Annotated in this window: 16 protein-coding genes; 12 read left to right on the plus strand and 4 right to left on the minus strand. The window is 40.3% G+C overall.

Features of this window, described 5'->3' with window-relative positions:
• Positions 1 to 26: 26 nt before the first annotated feature.
• Both D8854_RS00615 and D8854_RS00620 read right to left on the minus strand, forming a co-directional pair.
• Positions 27 to 2,081: an FtsX-like permease family protein gene (locus D8854_RS00615; RefSeq protein ID WP_125448954.1), complete on the minus strand. Its 2,055-nt coding sequence runs from the start codon at positions 2,079 to 2,081 to the stop codon at positions 27 to 29.
• Entirely contained in the window at positions 2,071 to 2,844 is a 774-nt protein-coding gene (locus D8854_RS00620) for an ABC transporter ATP-binding protein (protein WP_125448956.1), read from the minus strand. Before D8854_RS00620 ends, D8854_RS00615 begins: the two co-directional genes overlap by 11 nt.
• A 326-nt stretch (positions 2,845 to 3,170) precedes the next feature.
• Between D8854_RS00620 and D8854_RS00625 the strand changes: the two genes are divergently transcribed.
• Positions 3,171 to 3,707 carry a helix-turn-helix domain-containing protein gene (locus D8854_RS00625; RefSeq protein ID WP_125448958.1) on the plus strand — a complete coding sequence of 179 codons (537 nt, stop codon included), beginning with the start codon at positions 3,171 to 3,173 and terminating at the stop codon, positions 3,705 to 3,707.
• A 78-nt stretch (positions 3,708 to 3,785) separates the two neighbouring features.
• Here D8854_RS00625 and D8854_RS00630 read toward each other — a convergent pair whose 3' ends face one another.
• Positions 3,786 to 4,478: a hypothetical protein gene (locus D8854_RS00630; RefSeq protein WP_125448960.1), complete on the minus strand. Its 693-nt coding sequence runs from the start codon at positions 4,476 to 4,478 to the stop codon at positions 3,786 to 3,788.
• A gap of 234 nt (positions 4,479 to 4,712) precedes the next feature.
• Complete coding sequence (gene guaA, locus D8854_RS00635; protein WP_125448962.1) at positions 4,713 to 6,275, minus strand: glutamine-hydrolyzing GMP synthase; 1,563 nt, start codon at positions 6,273 to 6,275, stop codon at positions 4,713 to 4,715.
• Between the two features lie 140 nt (positions 6,276 to 6,415).
• Here guaA and D8854_RS00640 point away from each other — a divergent pair, with 140 nt between their 5' ends.
• From D8854_RS00640 to D8854_RS00690, 11 genes are all read left to right on the plus strand, one after another.
• The gene (locus tag D8854_RS00640) at positions 6,416 to 7,114 is read left to right on the plus strand and encodes a GntR family transcriptional regulator (RefSeq protein WP_125448964.1); all 699 of its coding nucleotides are present in this window, start codon (positions 6,416 to 6,418) and stop codon (positions 7,112 to 7,114) included.
• A 136-nt stretch (positions 7,115 to 7,250) separates the two neighbouring features.
• Positions 7,251 to 8,537, plus strand: a complete 1,287-nt coding sequence (locus tag D8854_RS00645; protein ID WP_000169095.1) for a peptidase U32 family protein — start codon at positions 7,251 to 7,253, stop codon at positions 8,535 to 8,537.
• A 14-nt stretch (positions 8,538 to 8,551) separates the two neighbouring features.
• Positions 8,552 to 8,863, plus strand: coding sequence for a CHY zinc finger protein (locus D8854_RS00650; protein WP_125448966.1), 312 nt, complete (start codon positions 8,552 to 8,554; stop codon positions 8,861 to 8,863).
• 231 nt (positions 8,864 to 9,094) lie between these two features.
• Positions 9,095 to 9,295 (plus strand): F0F1 ATP synthase subunit C, encoded by a 201-nt coding sequence (locus D8854_RS00655; RefSeq protein WP_001054555.1) that lies wholly within the window; start codon positions 9,095 to 9,097, stop codon positions 9,293 to 9,295.
• Between the two features lie 34 nt (positions 9,296 to 9,329).
• On the plus strand, positions 9,330 to 10,043 hold the full coding sequence (atpB, locus tag D8854_RS00660; protein WP_061416761.1) for a F0F1 ATP synthase subunit A: 714 nt from the start codon (positions 9,330 to 9,332) through the stop codon (positions 10,041 to 10,043).
• 13 nt (positions 10,044 to 10,056) lie between these two features.
• Positions 10,057 to 10,551 carry a F0F1 ATP synthase subunit B gene (gene atpF / locus D8854_RS00665; RefSeq protein ID WP_000558543.1) on the plus strand — a complete coding sequence of 165 codons (495 nt, stop codon included), beginning with the start codon at positions 10,057 to 10,059 and terminating at the stop codon, positions 10,549 to 10,551.
• Complete coding sequence (locus D8854_RS00670) at positions 10,551 to 11,087, plus strand: F0F1 ATP synthase subunit delta (protein ID WP_084946137.1); 537 nt, start codon at positions 10,551 to 10,553, stop codon at positions 11,085 to 11,087. Before atpF ends, D8854_RS00670 begins: the two co-directional genes overlap by 1 nt.
• 14 nt (positions 11,088 to 11,101) lie before the next feature.
• A complete protein-coding gene (gene atpA, locus D8854_RS00675) occupies positions 11,102 to 12,607 on the plus strand; it encodes a F0F1 ATP synthase subunit alpha (RefSeq protein ID WP_084946136.1) in 1,506 nt (501 codons plus the stop codon).
• 15 nt (positions 12,608 to 12,622) lie between these two features.
• Positions 12,623 to 13,501, plus strand: a complete 879-nt coding sequence (locus D8854_RS00680) for a F0F1 ATP synthase subunit gamma (RefSeq protein WP_084946135.1) — start codon at positions 12,623 to 12,625, stop codon at positions 13,499 to 13,501.
• An 85-nt stretch (positions 13,502 to 13,586) separates the two neighbouring features.
• Positions 13,587 to 14,993, plus strand: coding sequence for a F0F1 ATP synthase subunit beta (gene atpD / locus D8854_RS00685; RefSeq protein WP_125399423.1), 1,407 nt, complete (start codon positions 13,587 to 13,589; stop codon positions 14,991 to 14,993).
• A 10-nt stretch (positions 14,994 to 15,003) separates the two neighbouring features.
• The gene (locus D8854_RS00690; protein WP_000068036.1) at positions 15,004 to 15,423 is read left to right on the plus strand and encodes a F0F1 ATP synthase subunit epsilon; all 420 of its coding nucleotides are present in this window, start codon (positions 15,004 to 15,006) and stop codon (positions 15,421 to 15,423) included.
• The last annotated feature ends 11 nt before the right edge of the window (positions 15,424 to 15,434 follow it).

The following is a 15,434-nucleotide window of genomic DNA, read 5'->3' on the forward strand; positions in this document are numbered from 1 at the left end:
CCTATTTTATTCTACCTTATTCTACCTTATTCATCTCTTTTGGGTTCCATTAAGGACAATAAGTACTTGTTGCTATTCTTCTTTACAATTCTGATATAGATGACTTCAAATCCAGCTAAGAGCAGTACTATCAGCATGGCTGTGATAAATTTCTGCCCCATGACCATTCTTGCACTAGCTGGTACTATTCCTGTGAGGAGGGAGCTCACACCGAAGCTACTACTGATAAGGGCAAGGGCTATTGGCAGACCGAAATACCAGTTAACTTGCTTTTCTGACGATTTACAAAGAGTTTCATAGTTGGCTCCGAGATGGATTAAGGTTTGGTATCGTCTGTAAGATTGTCTCTGCCCCATCAAAAATTGAACGCCGATGATTGTATTTGCCACGACAAGGAAGATGATAGCCAGATAGATGGTGATATAGCTGGCAGAGATAATGTAAAATAATTGTCTTCCCATATTTTGTATATAGCTTTCATAGCCAAGAGAGGTTTGATTTAGCTTTTCATTGGTATCTGAGATAGCTCTCATCAGGCCTTTTTCCTTGACCAGCTCAGGAGCCAAGATACCGCTGACATAGTTCGAATACTGACCATCTGTATAGTTCATAAAGGTTTCATCTGGGACTATGAGAGCGACAGAGAGGGTTATTTCACGATCCGTTACAATTGGTAAAGACTGTACTTCGCCAATCAATTTTACATCATTTCCCATGACTTTGATTTGAGGGGTTGCTTTCAGAACAGAGTTGACGAGATTCTCATCTGGGAGAAAATCTTTCCCCATATACAAGTAGGCTTCCTTGCTAATTAATTCTAGAGGAGGGAGATTGGCAGCCTTTCTAAGTTCATTGTATTCGGAAACTGGTATGAGGTGGGAAGTAGTAGACTGTTTAAATTTTTGGAGCAAAATTTCCTTGTTCTTGCTGCCTTTTTGCTTTTTCAACTCCTTGATGACCTCTTCGAAGGACACGGACTTGTGTTCTTTAGGTTTGCCTACTTTGATTTGCAGAATCTTTGAAAACTGTGATACTAGTCCGGCAGCTTCAAGCTCTTTTTTTACTGTATTTACATCAAGATTTTCATCTGTTTCCTGCTTGCTATCTCTAAATGTATAATCCAATACGTGGGGTTGATTGCCTGAATTGCCACTTGAAATGGCCACACCTGCTCCAAAGAGGCACAAGGCAGAGAAGATTAAGAGGGAGCATATAGCCAGTATAGTTGAGCGCTGGATAACTAATTCCTGAATCTGTCTAAAATTATAGGCATGAAGTTTTCGATTGTTTCCAAGCTTGACCAAAAAGTCTATAAACAAACGCATACCAAAGAAGAGGAGGATAGTTCCTAGAGTCCCCAAGAGAACGGTGATGCCCATGGATATGACACTCTCCCAAGCTCGTCCACTCATACCCAAGTAATAGGCTGTTCCTAGAAGTAAGATTCCGAGGACGGAAGCAAGAAGGTACACACCCTTGGGGAGTAGTTTCTTCATCCCAGAAGGCGAATAGGATAGCAGGTTTCCGATTTCCATATTGGCCGTCTTTGCACTTAAAAGGACAAAAACAGCTAATTTTACGGCTAGGAAGCCGATGACTGTATAGAGTAGAGCTGTGGTAGATAGAGAAAATTGATGTTCAATAATCCCTAGTCCCACAATTTTAGCGGTTATTAGGCTAATCAATTCTGAAATTAAGATGGAAATAGGAAGGCCTATTCCAAGGGCAAGGATACTGTTTCTCAAATCCTCGAGCAGAAGTAGCAAGAACAGTTTGCTTCTTCGCATTCCCAGTGTGAGATAGACACCAAATTCATGTTTTCTTCTTTCCATCTGCATACTGCTTGCGAAGTAGACTAGAAAAAAGAGAATAAAGAGCGTTGCTACATAAAGAATGGGAATCATGCTAAAGAGTTTATTTACAGCATGACTCTCTATTTGTTTTAGAAATACCATCACATCTTGATGAGACAAAGAAAGGATGATGTAAAAGGAGATGATAGAAAGAACCATGGAACTGAAATACAAGCCATTATTCTTTCGATCCCTCTTGCTGTTTCTTGAAATTAATTTAGAAAACATTGCCATCACCTCCAGCCAGCGTAGCCATGACCTTTAGTATTCTGTGGTAAAAATCTTCCTGACTCTCTCTTGGATAATCGCGTCGGATTTCATGGAATAGTTTTCCGTCTTGGATAAACAAGATGCGATTGCAAAAGCTGGCTGCAACGGAGTCGTGGGTCACCATGAGAATGGTGGTTTCTTCCACTTGATTCATTTCGGATAATTTTTGCATCAAAATCGTCGCATTTTTTGAATCCAAAGCCCCTGTGGGCTCATCCGCAAATACAATCTTAGGGTCTAAAATCAAGGCGCGCGCAGCAGCTACCCTTTGCCGTTGACCACCTGATAATTGAGATGGGAACTTATCCAGAAGTTCAGAAATATCCAGATACTGGGAAAGCAATTCTAACCGAACCTTGCTTTCGTTGGCATCGACCTTGTGCAAAGACAAGGGGAGTAAAATATTTTCTTTGGCTGTCAGATTGTCCAAAAGCTCAAAATTCTGAAAGAGGTAACCAATTTCCTTGCCACGATAATCAGCTAACTGACTACCTTTTAACTGACCTAAATCCTTTTCTTGCATTTGAATGGACCCGTCAGTTGGTTTGATGATAGTAGCGAGACAGTTAAGAAGGGTTGTTTTTCCAGATCCACTACTCCCCATAATCCCTAGGAACTCACCTTTGACAACTTGAAAAGATATACCGTTCAAGGCCTTGGTGATATTCGGCTCTTTTCCATAATGCTTTTTTAATGATTCTACTCGTAAAATTGTTTCCATGTGAAACACCTCCATCTTTTGTTACTTTTATTATAGTATGAATCAGAGTAGAATAACACTTACGGATGATGTAAGAAATCTTTATCGTTGACTTTTATAGTCAGATTATTGGACTTATACTTACTATATTATAGCATGGTTTTAGGGATTTAAAAAGAGGAGTAGGAGGCTGTGGGACTTCCTACTACCTTGAAACCATCGAATTTCAAAATTGAAAGAAAAACCACTGAAGCAGTGAGATTCAGTGGTTTTACATATTACCAAAAGGAAAACTATTCAAACTCAATAATTACCATAGCATATTTGTTCCTAAGGAGGGGATAAAATTGAGTTTGGGTAAATTGATGAAGAAATTCCGTGAACTACGGAGAATCACTCAAAAAGCATTAGGAGACAGAACGCATTTAGATGATGTTAGAATCAGACAATATGAGCTTGATATTCGCACTCCTAAAGATGATGTCTTAGAAAATATTTCCGCTGCACTCCATGTAAATAAAGATTATCTGAAAGAACCTGCCTTTCCGTACACGGAGCATGACCTTATGCGATTTTTATTTAAGTTGGATGACTGTATTGAGGTTAATATAAGACAGGTTATTATGAATGACGAAGATCTCGGATATACTATTACAGGTATATATTTCGGCAGTGAAGCTATTTTGAGAATACGAATTATGCTTGAAGATTGGAAGAAAATAAAACAGAAGTATGAAAACAACGAAATCACAAAAGAAGGCTTGCAGGATTGGAAGGCAAACTCCCCTGACAGTCTGAAAAAAGATTATGTTCCCTTTGAGGAAAGCAATGTAAAATTATATAAAAGCGGAATAAATGCCAAACTTCCACCGGATTTAAAATAAGCACAGAAAAAGCACATAGCTGAAAGATTTTACAATCTTAAAGTTATGTGCTTTTTATAATATGACTATTCAATTAACTTAATTAAATCTATCTTCAATTAACCTGATTGCATTCTTAATAAAACTAATTAAATTATCTAATTTATTATCATTATACCCATAGTATTCACCGATAGGATATGGAGGTTCAAGCATATACATTTGTTCGATTCTATATTTTTTCATATTTTCATCCAACCATTTTTTCATCTCTTTTACATTGTCTATTGAAGATTCTTCATCCTCAAGATTTTTATAATAAATTGAAGGATAATCCTTATTTAGTTCCCATGTTCCCTTACCATTCTTATTATAGCTTCCATTAAAGTATTTTGGTACAGGCATCATATTTGAGAATGAATACATTAAATCAAAATATCTATTAAATAATGATTCCAAATCACTATACCCGTTAAAAATTTCATCTAAATGAAGATATACAAGTCTTAGTAATTTTTCTTGTTCAAGATTACTAACATTATGATTTAATAAAATTAATTTTGCTCTACAAAAATCCAAAAAAGGAATGAAAGCATTAAATATTGTATCTGCCGATTCCGGAATATTTTCACCATATAATTTTTTATATGCTTCTTTTACTAATTCTGAAAAGTCGATTTCTGTGGTAGGAAGAATCCTATACATAATAGCTAATTTAATACCATTCTCAATTTTTAATGCTGGATTAACAATTGGTATGAGATTGGTAAGATTATTTTTCACAATATCCATTTATATTTACCTCCCAAAATTTAGTTTGTGTCACTCACTACTTCCACAAAAGCCTCCCACCAAAATGATGGAAGGCTTTCTAAACTATTAACCTAAATTCAACAACTCCCTTTCAGACCTGCTTTTTCTTGTTTTCAGTATCAAAACAGTATCATTTAGAGAATTTTACTACATCAAAATTGCTCAATCCCCTGTGTTTTCAAGCGTTTCGTAACAGTAACATATTTGCTTCTGTTACTCCCACTCAACGGTTGCTGGTGGTTTACTTGTAATATCGTAGACGATACGGTTAACGTGGTCTACTTCGTTTACGATACGTACAGAGATTTTTTGAAGGACTTCCCAAGGGATCTTGGCAAAATCAGCTGTCATACCATCGATAGAAGTGATAGCGCGAATGGCAATGGTGTAGTCATATGTACGACCGTCACCCATAACACCTACTGAACGAACGCCTGTGTTGACAGTGAAATATTGCCAGATATCACGGTCAAGACCTGCTTTAGCAATTTCTTCACGAAGGATGGCATCCGACTCACGAACAGTTTCAAGTTTTTCCTCAGTGATTTCACCCATGACACGGATAGCAAGTCCTGGTCCTGGGAATGGTTGGCGCCATACGATATGGTCTGGCATACCAAGCTCTGTACCAAGGGCACGAACTTCGTCCTTGTATAAGGTATTCAATGGTTCAATCAGTTCAAACTGCATGTCTTCTGGAAGACCACCAACGTTGTGATGTGATTTGATGGTTTGGGCTGTGTCTGTACCAGACTCAATCACGTCAGTGTAAAGCGTTCCTTGAGCAAGGAATTTCACATCTTTTAGCTTGCTAGCTTCGTCATCAAAGACATAAACAAACTCATTACCGATGATTTTACGTTTTTGTTCAGGGTCAGAAACACCAGCAAGTTTGTCAAGGAAACGTTTTGCAGCATCTGCTTTGACAATGTTCAACCCAAACTTACCACCAAGCATGTCCATAACTTGGTTCGCTTCCCCTTTACGGAGAAGACCGTGGTCTACAAAGATACAGATCAATTGATCACCGATTGCTTTTTGAAGAAGAACTCCAACAACAGAAGAGTCAACACCACCTGATAGGCCGAGAAGAACACGCTTGTCACCTACAGTTTCACGGATTTTCTTGATCTGCATATCGATGAAGTTGTCCATTGACCAGTCACCCTTAGCTTTACAGATGTTAAGGGCAAAGTTGCGAAGGATATCATTTCCGTATACAGAATGGCGAACCTCTGGGTGGAATTGGATCCCATAGATGTTCTTGTCAGGGTTTTCAATAGCTGCATAAGGACAGTCAGTAGAAGTTCCAGTACGAACGAAATCAGCTGGAATCTCTGTAACAGCATCGCCATGGCTCATCAAAACAATCTGTTCTTCAGGTGTCCCTTCAAAGAGGGCAGAAGTGGTATGAGTAAGTGGTGATTGGCCATACTCGCGGTTACCAGCATCACCTGCAGGGACAACTTTTCCTCCAAGTTTATGAGTTAAAAGTTGCATACCATAGCAGATTCCCAAAATTGGAATACCGAGTTCAAAAATTTCTGGGTCAATATCAAATGAACCATCTTCGTATACAGAGTTTGGTCCACCAGAGAGGATGATCCCTACAGGGCTAATCGCACGAACCTCTGCAGCTGAAATTTTATGACTTTTTAGCTCTGAAAAAACACCAATTTCACGAATACGGCGTGAAATCAGCTGGTTGTATTGGCTACCATAGTCCAGTACGATGATTTTTTCGACATCTTGCAAATCGGTTGAAATGTTGCTCATCTTTTTCCTTTCTCAAAAGAAATATCTTTTTCAATATTTTATCACAAATAGGGGTGAATTACCAACTAAACAAGGCAAAGTTTGACTTTTTCTTAGCAAATACGGTACAATAGAGAAAATATAGAAAAGAAGTGAAAATCATGTTACCAGCTTATATGAAAATCCACGATCAGATCAAAAAGGATATAGATGAGCATCGTTGGAAGATTGGAGAAAGACTTCCGAGTGAACGAGATTTGGCAGAGCTGTTTCAGGTTAGCCGGATGACCTTGCGCCAAGCCATCTCTCTTTTGGTTGAAGAAGGGGTCTTGGAGCGCAGAGTAGGAAGCGGAACCTTTGTCTCTAGCACTCGTGTCCAAGAAAAAATGCGGGGGACGACCAGTTTTACGGAGATTGTCAAATCTCAGGGGAAAGTACCTTCCAGCCAACTCATTTCTTATAGAAGAACCATTCCCAACGAGCAGGAAGTGGCAAAGCTAGGCATTTCACCAACTGAAAATATCATCCGTATGGAACGGGTACGTTATGCTGATCAAGTTCCGTTAGTCTATGAAGTAGCATCTATACCTGAGAAATTTATTAAAAGTTTTAAGAAAGAAGAAGTAACCAGCCATTTCTTTCAAACCTTACAAGAACATGGTTACCGAATTGGCAAATCCCAACAGACTATTTATGCGAGATTGGCTAAGGAAAAGATAGCTCACTATCTGGAAGTTGAAAAAGGGCATGCCATTTTAGCCTTGACTCAGGTCTCTTATCTTGAAGATGGGACGGCTTTCGAGTATGTAAAGAGTCAATACGTGGGCGAACGCTTTGAATTTTATCTTGAAAATAACTAGTCTAGAAAGGCTAGTTTTTTGTTTTAGAAAAGATTAGAATTGTCAAAACAATCTGTCTAGGCTTGATTTTATCTATTATTTACTATAAAATGAGAAGGAAAAACGTCAAACTTTTATATTGCAAATAGGAGAAAAAATGACAAAAACATTAAAACGTCCTGAGGTTTTATCACCTGCAGGAACTTTAGAGAAGCTGAAAGTAGCTGTTCAATATGGTGCGGACGCAGTCTTCATCGGTGGACAGGCCTATGGTCTTCGTAGCCGTGCTGGAAACTTTACCTTTGAACAGATGGAAGAAGGAGTCCAGTTTGCTGCAAAGTACGGTGCCAAGGTCTATGTAGCTGCCAACATGGTTATGCACGAAGGAAACGAAGCTGGTGCTGGAGAATGGTTCCGTAAGTTGCGTGACATCGGGATTGCAGCAGTTATCGTGTCAGATCCGGCCTTGATCATGATTGCAGCAACTGAAGCACCAGGTCTCGAAATCCACCTTTCCACTCAAGCCAGTGCGACTAACTATGAAACTCTTGAGTTCTGGAAAGAACTTGGTCTAACTCGTGTGGTTTTGGCACGTGAAGTTTCAATGGAAGAATTGGCAGAGATTCGCAAACGCACTGATGTAGAAATTGAGGCCTTTGTCCATGGAGCCATGTGTATTTCTTACTCAGGTCGCTGTACGCTATCAAACCACATGAGTATGCGTGATGCCAACCGTGGTGGTTGTTCACAGTCTTGTCGTTGGAAATACGATCTTTACGACATGCCCTTTGGTCAAGAACGCAAGAGCCTTAAAGGTGAAATTCCAGAAGAATTTTCAATGTCAGCCGTTGACATGTCCATGATTGACCATATTCCAGATATGATCGAAAACGGTGTAGACAGTCTGAAGATTGAAGGCCGTATGAAGTCCATTCACTATGTTTCAACTGTGACCAACTGTTACAAGGCGGCTGTGGATGCATATCTTGAAAGTCCTGAGAAGTTTGAAGCTATCAAGCAAGACTTGGTAGACGAGATGTGGAAGGTTGCCCAACGTGAATTGGCAACAGGTTTCTACTACGGTACGCCGTCTGAAAATGAACAGTTATTTGGCGCACGTCGTAAAATTCCTGAATACAAGTTTGTCGCTGAAGTGGTAGCGTATGATGATGCGACTCAAACGGCAACTATTCGTCAACGAAACGTTATTAACGAAGGTGACCAAGTTGAGTTCTACGGCCCAGGTTTCCGTCATTTTGAGACTTATATCGAAGATCTTCATGATGCCAAGGGCAATAAAATCGACCGCGCTCCAAATCCAATGGAACTCTTGACCATCAAGGTTCCTCAACCTGTTCAAGCAGGGGATATGGTTCGCGCTCTCAAGGAAGGTCTTATCAATCTCTATAAAGAAGACGGAACAAGCGTTACAGTTCGTGCCTAGACAAGGAAAAGTGAATGATTCAAGCACAAGGATTTTTGGTAGATAATGAAAGCAGATGTGTTCACTATCATGGTGGAAAGGACATCGTTTCCCTTCAGTGCTATGAATGTAAAAAATACTATGCTTGCTATCAGTGTCATAATGCTATAGAAACGCATGTATTTTTGCCCTATCCCTTGGCGCTTACCGAGGGTCAACCGATTTTATGTGGGGCTTGTAAGAGGACAATGACATTTCAAGAATATCAAAAACAGATAGCTTGTCCTTACTGTAGTGCTCCATTTAATCCAGGTTGTAAACAACACTATTCCTATTATTTTAAATAAAATAAATGCATCCAAGTTTCAAACTTGGATTTTTTCAATTTGTTTCAGAAAACAGAGTGAAAGTGGAAAAACATTCGCTCTAAAATGAGAAATTTTTCTATATAATAGGATAAAAATGGCAAAAATAGAAATAAATTATGTGAAACGCTTTCAACGTGAGTAAAAAGTTGACAAATCAAAATTTTAGGACTAAACTAAGTAAGTAAATTTTAAATAAAAGGAGAATTCATCATGAATTTAACATTTTTCGGTCTTTGTCTTGCCTGTATGGGTGTATCCCTTGCAGAAGGTATGTTGATGAACGGTTTGTTCAAATCAGCTGCTCGCCAACCAGACATCATTCCACAATTGCGTAGCTTAATGATCATGGGGATTGCCTTTATTGAAGGAACATTCTTTGTAACTCTCGTATTTTCATTTATCATCAAATAAAGAGAAGTATAAAATGGAAAAGGGAGGATTCTAGATGGAAGAAAGTATCAATCCAACCATCAATATTGGTCCTGTTACCTTTGATTTGACCTTGACTGCCTTGACCTTGCTGTCAGTAGTCGTTATTTTTGGCTTTATCTATTGGGCAAGTCGTAATATGACTGTAAAACCCAAAGGAAAGCAAAATGTACTAGAGTATCTCTATGACTTCGTAGTCGGATTTACAGAACCTAATGTAGGCTCACGGTACATGAAAGATTACTCACTCTTTTACTTGTGTTTATTTCTTTTTATGGTGATCGCAAACAATCTTGGTTTGATGGCAAAACTTCAAACTACAGATGGGACAAACCTTTGGACATCGCCAACAGCCAATCTTCAATTTGACTTGGCCATGTCGTTTGGAATTATCCTGATGACCCATATAGAAGGAATTCGTCGCCGTGGTGTTAAAAAGTATCTGAAAGGTTTTGTTACCCCAGGATTTATGACACCGATGAATCTCCTTGAAGAAGTCACGAATTTCCTATCACTTGCTTTGCGGGTATTCGGAAATATCTTTGCCGGAGAAGTGATGGCTAGTCTGCTTATCACACTTTCTCATCAGGCTCTTTATTGGTATCCAGTCGCATTTGTTACCAATCTAGTCTGGACGGCGTTTTCTGTGTTTATTTCCTGTGTTCAGGCTTATGTATTCACAGTCTTGTCTTCTATGTATCTAGGAAATAAAATTAATGATGAAGAGTAGAAAGGAGTAACAGATGCACGTAACAGTAGGTGAATTAATTGGTAACTTTATTTTAATCGCTGGCTCTTTTATACTTTTGATTGTCTTAGTTAAGAAATATGCGTGGTCAAACTTGACTAGTGTCTTCGAAGAAAGGGCAAATAAAATTGCTGCTGATATTGATGGAGCTGAACAAGCACGTCAAAAAGCAGAAACTCTTGCCCAAAAACGTGAAGATGAATTGGCTGGTAGTCGAAACGAAGCCAAAACAATCATTGAAAATGCTAAAGAGACTGCAGAGAAGAGTAAAGCAGATATTCTGGCAGATGCTAAAGTAGAAGCAGGTCGCTTAAAAGAGAAGGCGAATCAAGAAATTGCTCAGAATAAAGCTGAAGCTTTGCAAAGTGTTAAGGGCGAGGTGGCAGATTTGACGATTAGTCTCGCTGGTAAAATTATCTCAAAAAACCTTGACAGTCATGCTCATAAGGAACTCATTGATCAGTATATCGATCAGCTAGGAGAAGCCTAATGGACAAGAAAACAGCAAAGGTCATTGAAAAGTACAGCATGCCTTTTGTCCAATTAGTGATTGAAAAAGGAGAAGAGGACCGGATTTTTTCAGACTTGGATCAAATCAAGCAAGTCGCAGAAGAAACGTGCTTACCTTCTTTTTTAGCTCAGGTGGCAGTTGATGAGTCTGATAAGGAAAAAACAGTTGGTTTCTTTCAAGACTCTGTGTCACCTTTAATGCAAAACTTTATTCAAATTCTGATTTACAATCACAGAGCAAATCTTTTTTATGATATCATTGTTGATTGTTTGAATCGTCTTGAAAGAGAAACCAATCATTTTGTCGTCACGATTTCTTCAGCTCATCCTTTAACGATTGAACAGAAGGAACGTTTGCTTCCCTTGATAGAGAAAAAAATGTCTCTGAAAGTACGGAGTATTAAAGAACAAATTGATGAAGGACTCATTGGTGGTTTTGTCATTTTTGCTAATCACAAGACAATTGATGTGAGTATTAAACAACAACTTCGAGTTGTTAAAGAAAATTTGAAATAGAAAGTGGTGTTCTTTTGGCAATTAACGCACAAGAAATCAGCGCTTTAATTAAGCAACAAATTGAAAATTTCAAACCCAATTTTGATGTATCTGAAACAGGTGTTGTAACCTATATCGGGGACGGAATTGCGCGTGCTCACGGTCTTGAAAATGCCATGAGTGGAGAGCTCTTGATTTTTGAAAATGGCTCTTATGGGATGGCGCAAAACCTGGAGTCTACAGACGTTGGGATTATCATCCTTGGAGACTTTACAGATATCCGTGAAGGGGATACCATTCGCCGTACAGGTAAAATCATGGAAGTCCCTGTGGGTGACAGCCTGATTGGACGTGTTGTCGACCCACTTGGTCGTCCAGTTGACGGTCTTGGAGAAATCCATACTGACAAGACTCGTCCAGTAGAAGCGCCAGCTCCTGGCGTTATGCAACGTAAGTCTGTATCAGAACCATTGCAAACAGGTTTGAAAGCTATTGACGCCCTTGTACCGATTGGTCGTGGTCAACGTGAGTTGATTATTGGTGACCGTCAGACAGGGAAAACAACTATTGCGATTGATACAATCTTGAACCAAAAAGGGCAAGATATGATCTGTATCTATGTAGCGATTGGACAAAAAGAATCAACAGTTCGTACGCAAGTAGAAACACTTCGTCAGTACGGTGCCTTGGACTACACAATCGTTGTGACAGCTTCTGCTTCACAACCATCTCCATTGCTCTTCCTAGCTCCTTATGCTGGGGTGGCTATGGCTGAAGAGTTTATGTACCAAGGCAAGCATGTTTTGATCGTTTATGATGATCTTTCAAAACAAGCGGTAGCTTATCGTGAACTTTCTCTCTTGCTTCGTCGTCCACCAGGTCGTGAAGCCTTCCCAGGGGATGTTTTCTACCTCCACAGCCGTTTGCTTGAGCGCTCAGCTAAAGTTTCTGATGAACTTGGTGGTGGTTCAATCACAGCCCTACCATTTATCGAAACGCAAGCAGGAGATATCTCTGCCTATATCGCAACCAACGTAATTTCAATCACAGATGGGCAAATCTTCCTAGGAGATGGTCTCTTCAATGCGGGTATTCGTCCAGCCATTGATGCGGGTTCATCTGTATCTCGTGTAGGTGGTTCCGCTCAAATCAAAGCCATGAAGAAAGTAGCTGGTACGCTTCGTATCGACCTTGCTTCTTACCGTGAACTAGAGGCCTTCACTAAGTTCGGTTCTGATTTGGATGCAGCAACGCAGGCTAAGTTGAACCGCGGACGTCGTACGGTAGAAGTATTGAAACAACCAGTTCACAAGCCTTTGCCTGTTGAGAAACAAGTAACCATTCTGTATGCTTTGACACACGGATTCTTGGATACAGTTCCAGTGAATGACATTGTTCGTTTTGAGGAAGAGTTCCATGATTTCTTTGATGCACAACATCCAGAGATTTTGGAAACCATTCGTGAAACAAAAGACTTGCCAGAAGAATCAGTCTTGGATGCTGCGATTACAGAGTTTCTCAATCAATCCAGCTTCCAATAAGAATAGAGGTGTCAGATGGCAGTATCTCTAAATGATATTAAAACAAAAATCGCCTCAACCAAAAATACTAGTCAAATCACTAATGCTATGCAAATGGTGTCAGCGGCTAAGTTAGGCCGCTCTGAAGAAGCAGCTCGTAACTTTCAAATTTACGCTCAAAAGGTTCGTAAACTATTGACAGATATCCTTCATGGAAATGGAGCTGGTGGTTCAACCAATCCTATGTTGATTAGTCGTCCAGTCAAAAAGACAGGCTATATTGTCATCACTTCAGATCGTGGCTTGGTTGGGGGATATAATGCTTCCATCCTTAAAGCTGTTATGGAGTTGACAGAAGAATACCATCCAAATGGTGATGACTTTGAAGTTATCTGTATTGGTGGTATGGGGGCTGATTTCTTTAAGGCTCGTGGTATTCAGCCAATCTATGAACTACGCGGCTTGGCAGATCAACCTAGTTTTGATGAAGTTCGTAAAATTATTTCAAAAACGATTGAGATGTACCAAAACGAACTTTTTGATGAATTGTACGTCTGCTACAACCATCATGTTAATACTCTCACAAGTCAAATGCGTGTGGAACAAATGCTTCCGATTGTTGACTTGGATCCAAATGAAGCGGATGAAGAGTATAGCTTGACCTTTGAGTTGGAAACGAGCCGTGATGAGATTCTAGAGCAGTTGTTGCCACAGTATGCTGAAAGTATGATTTACGGGGCTATTATCGATGCCAAGACAGCTGAAAATGCCGCTGGTATGACAGCTATGCAAACAGCGACCGATAATGCCAAAAAGGTCATTAATGATTTGACAATCCAGTATAACCGTGCTAGACAGGCGGCGATTACACAAGAAATTACAGAAATCGTAGCGGGGGCTAGTGCCTTAGAATAAGGCTTTGCCTCCCTCGTATCAAAATGAACTTAGGACCTAGTTGAGCTAGGAACCGACAGTATCTTATATAGAATAGGAGAAGGAGATGAGTTCAGGTAAAATTGCTCAGGTTATCGGACCCGTTGTAGACGTTTTGTTTGCAGCTGGGGAACCACTTCCTGAGATTAACAATGCACTTGTCGTCTACAAAAATGACGAAAGAAAAACAAAAATCGTCCTTGAAGTAGCCTTGGAGTTGGGTGATGGTATGATCCGTACGATCGCCATGGAATCAACAGATGGTTTGACTCGTGGAATGGAAGTTTTGGACACAGGCCGTCCAATCTCTGTGCCAGTAGGTAAAGAAACTTTGGGACGTGTCTTCAACGTTTTGGGGGATACTATTGACTTGGATGCTCCTTTCGCTGAAGACGCTGAGCGTCAGCCAATTCATAAGAAAGCTCCAACTTTTGATGAATTGTCTACCTCATCTGAAATCTTGGAAACAGGGATCAAGGTTATCGACCTTCTTGCCCCTTACCTTAAAGGGGGGAAAGTTGGACTCTTCGGTGGTGCCGGAGTTGGTAAAACTGTCTTGATTCAAGAATTGATTCACAACATTGCTCAAGAACATGGTGGTATTTCAGTATTTACCGGTGTTGGAGAACGTACTCGTGAGGGGAACGACCTTTACTGGGAAATGAAAGAATCAGGCGTTATCGAGAAAACAGCCATGGTATTTGGTCAGATGAATGAACCACCAGGAGCACGTATGCGTGTTGCCCTTACTGGTTTGACAATCGCCGAATACTTCCGTGATGTAGAAGGTCAAGACGTTCTTCTCTTCATTGACAATATCTTCCGTTTCACTCAAGCTGGTTCAGAAGTATCTGCCCTTTTGGGTCGTATGCCATCAGCCGTTGGTTACCAACCAACACTTGCTACGGAAATGGGTCAATTGCAAGAACGTATCACATCAACCAAGAAGGGTTCTGTAACCTCTATTCAGGCCATCTACGTGCCAGCGGATGACTATACTGACCCAGCGCCAGCGACAGCCTTCGCTCACTTGGATTCAACTACAAACTTGGAACGTAAGTTGGTACAATTGGGTATTTATCCAGCCGTTGATCCGTTGGCTTCAAGCTCACGTGCCTTGGCACCTGAGATTGTTGGAGAAGAGCACTATGCAGTTGCTGCTGAAGTCAAACGTGTCCTTCAACGTTACCATGAATTGCAAGATATCATTGCCATCCTTGGTATGGATGAGCTTTCTGATGAAGAAAAGACCTTGGTTGCGCGTGCTCGTCGTATCCAGTTCTTCTTGTCACAAAACTTCAACGTTGCGGAGCAATTTACTGGCCAACCTGGTTCTTATGTACCAGTAGCAGAAACGGTTCGTGGTTTTAAGGAAATCCTTGAAGGGAAACATGACCACTTGCCAGAAGATGCCTTCCGTGGAGTTGGTTCAATCGAAGACGTCATTGCTAAGGCAGAGAAAATGGGATTTTAAGAGGTGATCTATGGCTCAGTTAACTGTCCAGATCGTGACACCAGATGGCCTCGTCTATGATCACCATGCCAGCTTTGTATCGGTACGAACTCTGGATGGTGAGATGGGGATCTTGCCACGACATGAAAATATGATTGCGGTTTTAGCGGTTGATGAAGTAAAGGTAAAACGAATCGATGATGATACTCATGTGAACTGGATTGCAGTGAACGGAGGGATTATCGAGATTGCCAATGACATAATTACCATTGTAGCCGACTCAGCAGAGCGTGCTCGTGATATCGATATCAGCCGTGCTGAACGTGCTAAACTTCGCGCCGAACGTGAAATTGAAGAAGCTCAAGACAAGCACTTAATTGACCAAGAACGACGCGCTAAGATTGCTCTTCAACGTGCCATTAACCGTATTAATGTCGGAAATAAACTATAATCAAAAAATGA

Origin of the sequence: Streptococcus mitis, from assembly GCF_003943905.1 — a bacterium.
Taxonomy (GTDB): Bacteria; Bacillota; Bacilli; order Lactobacillales; family Streptococcaceae; genus Streptococcus; species Streptococcus mitis_BC.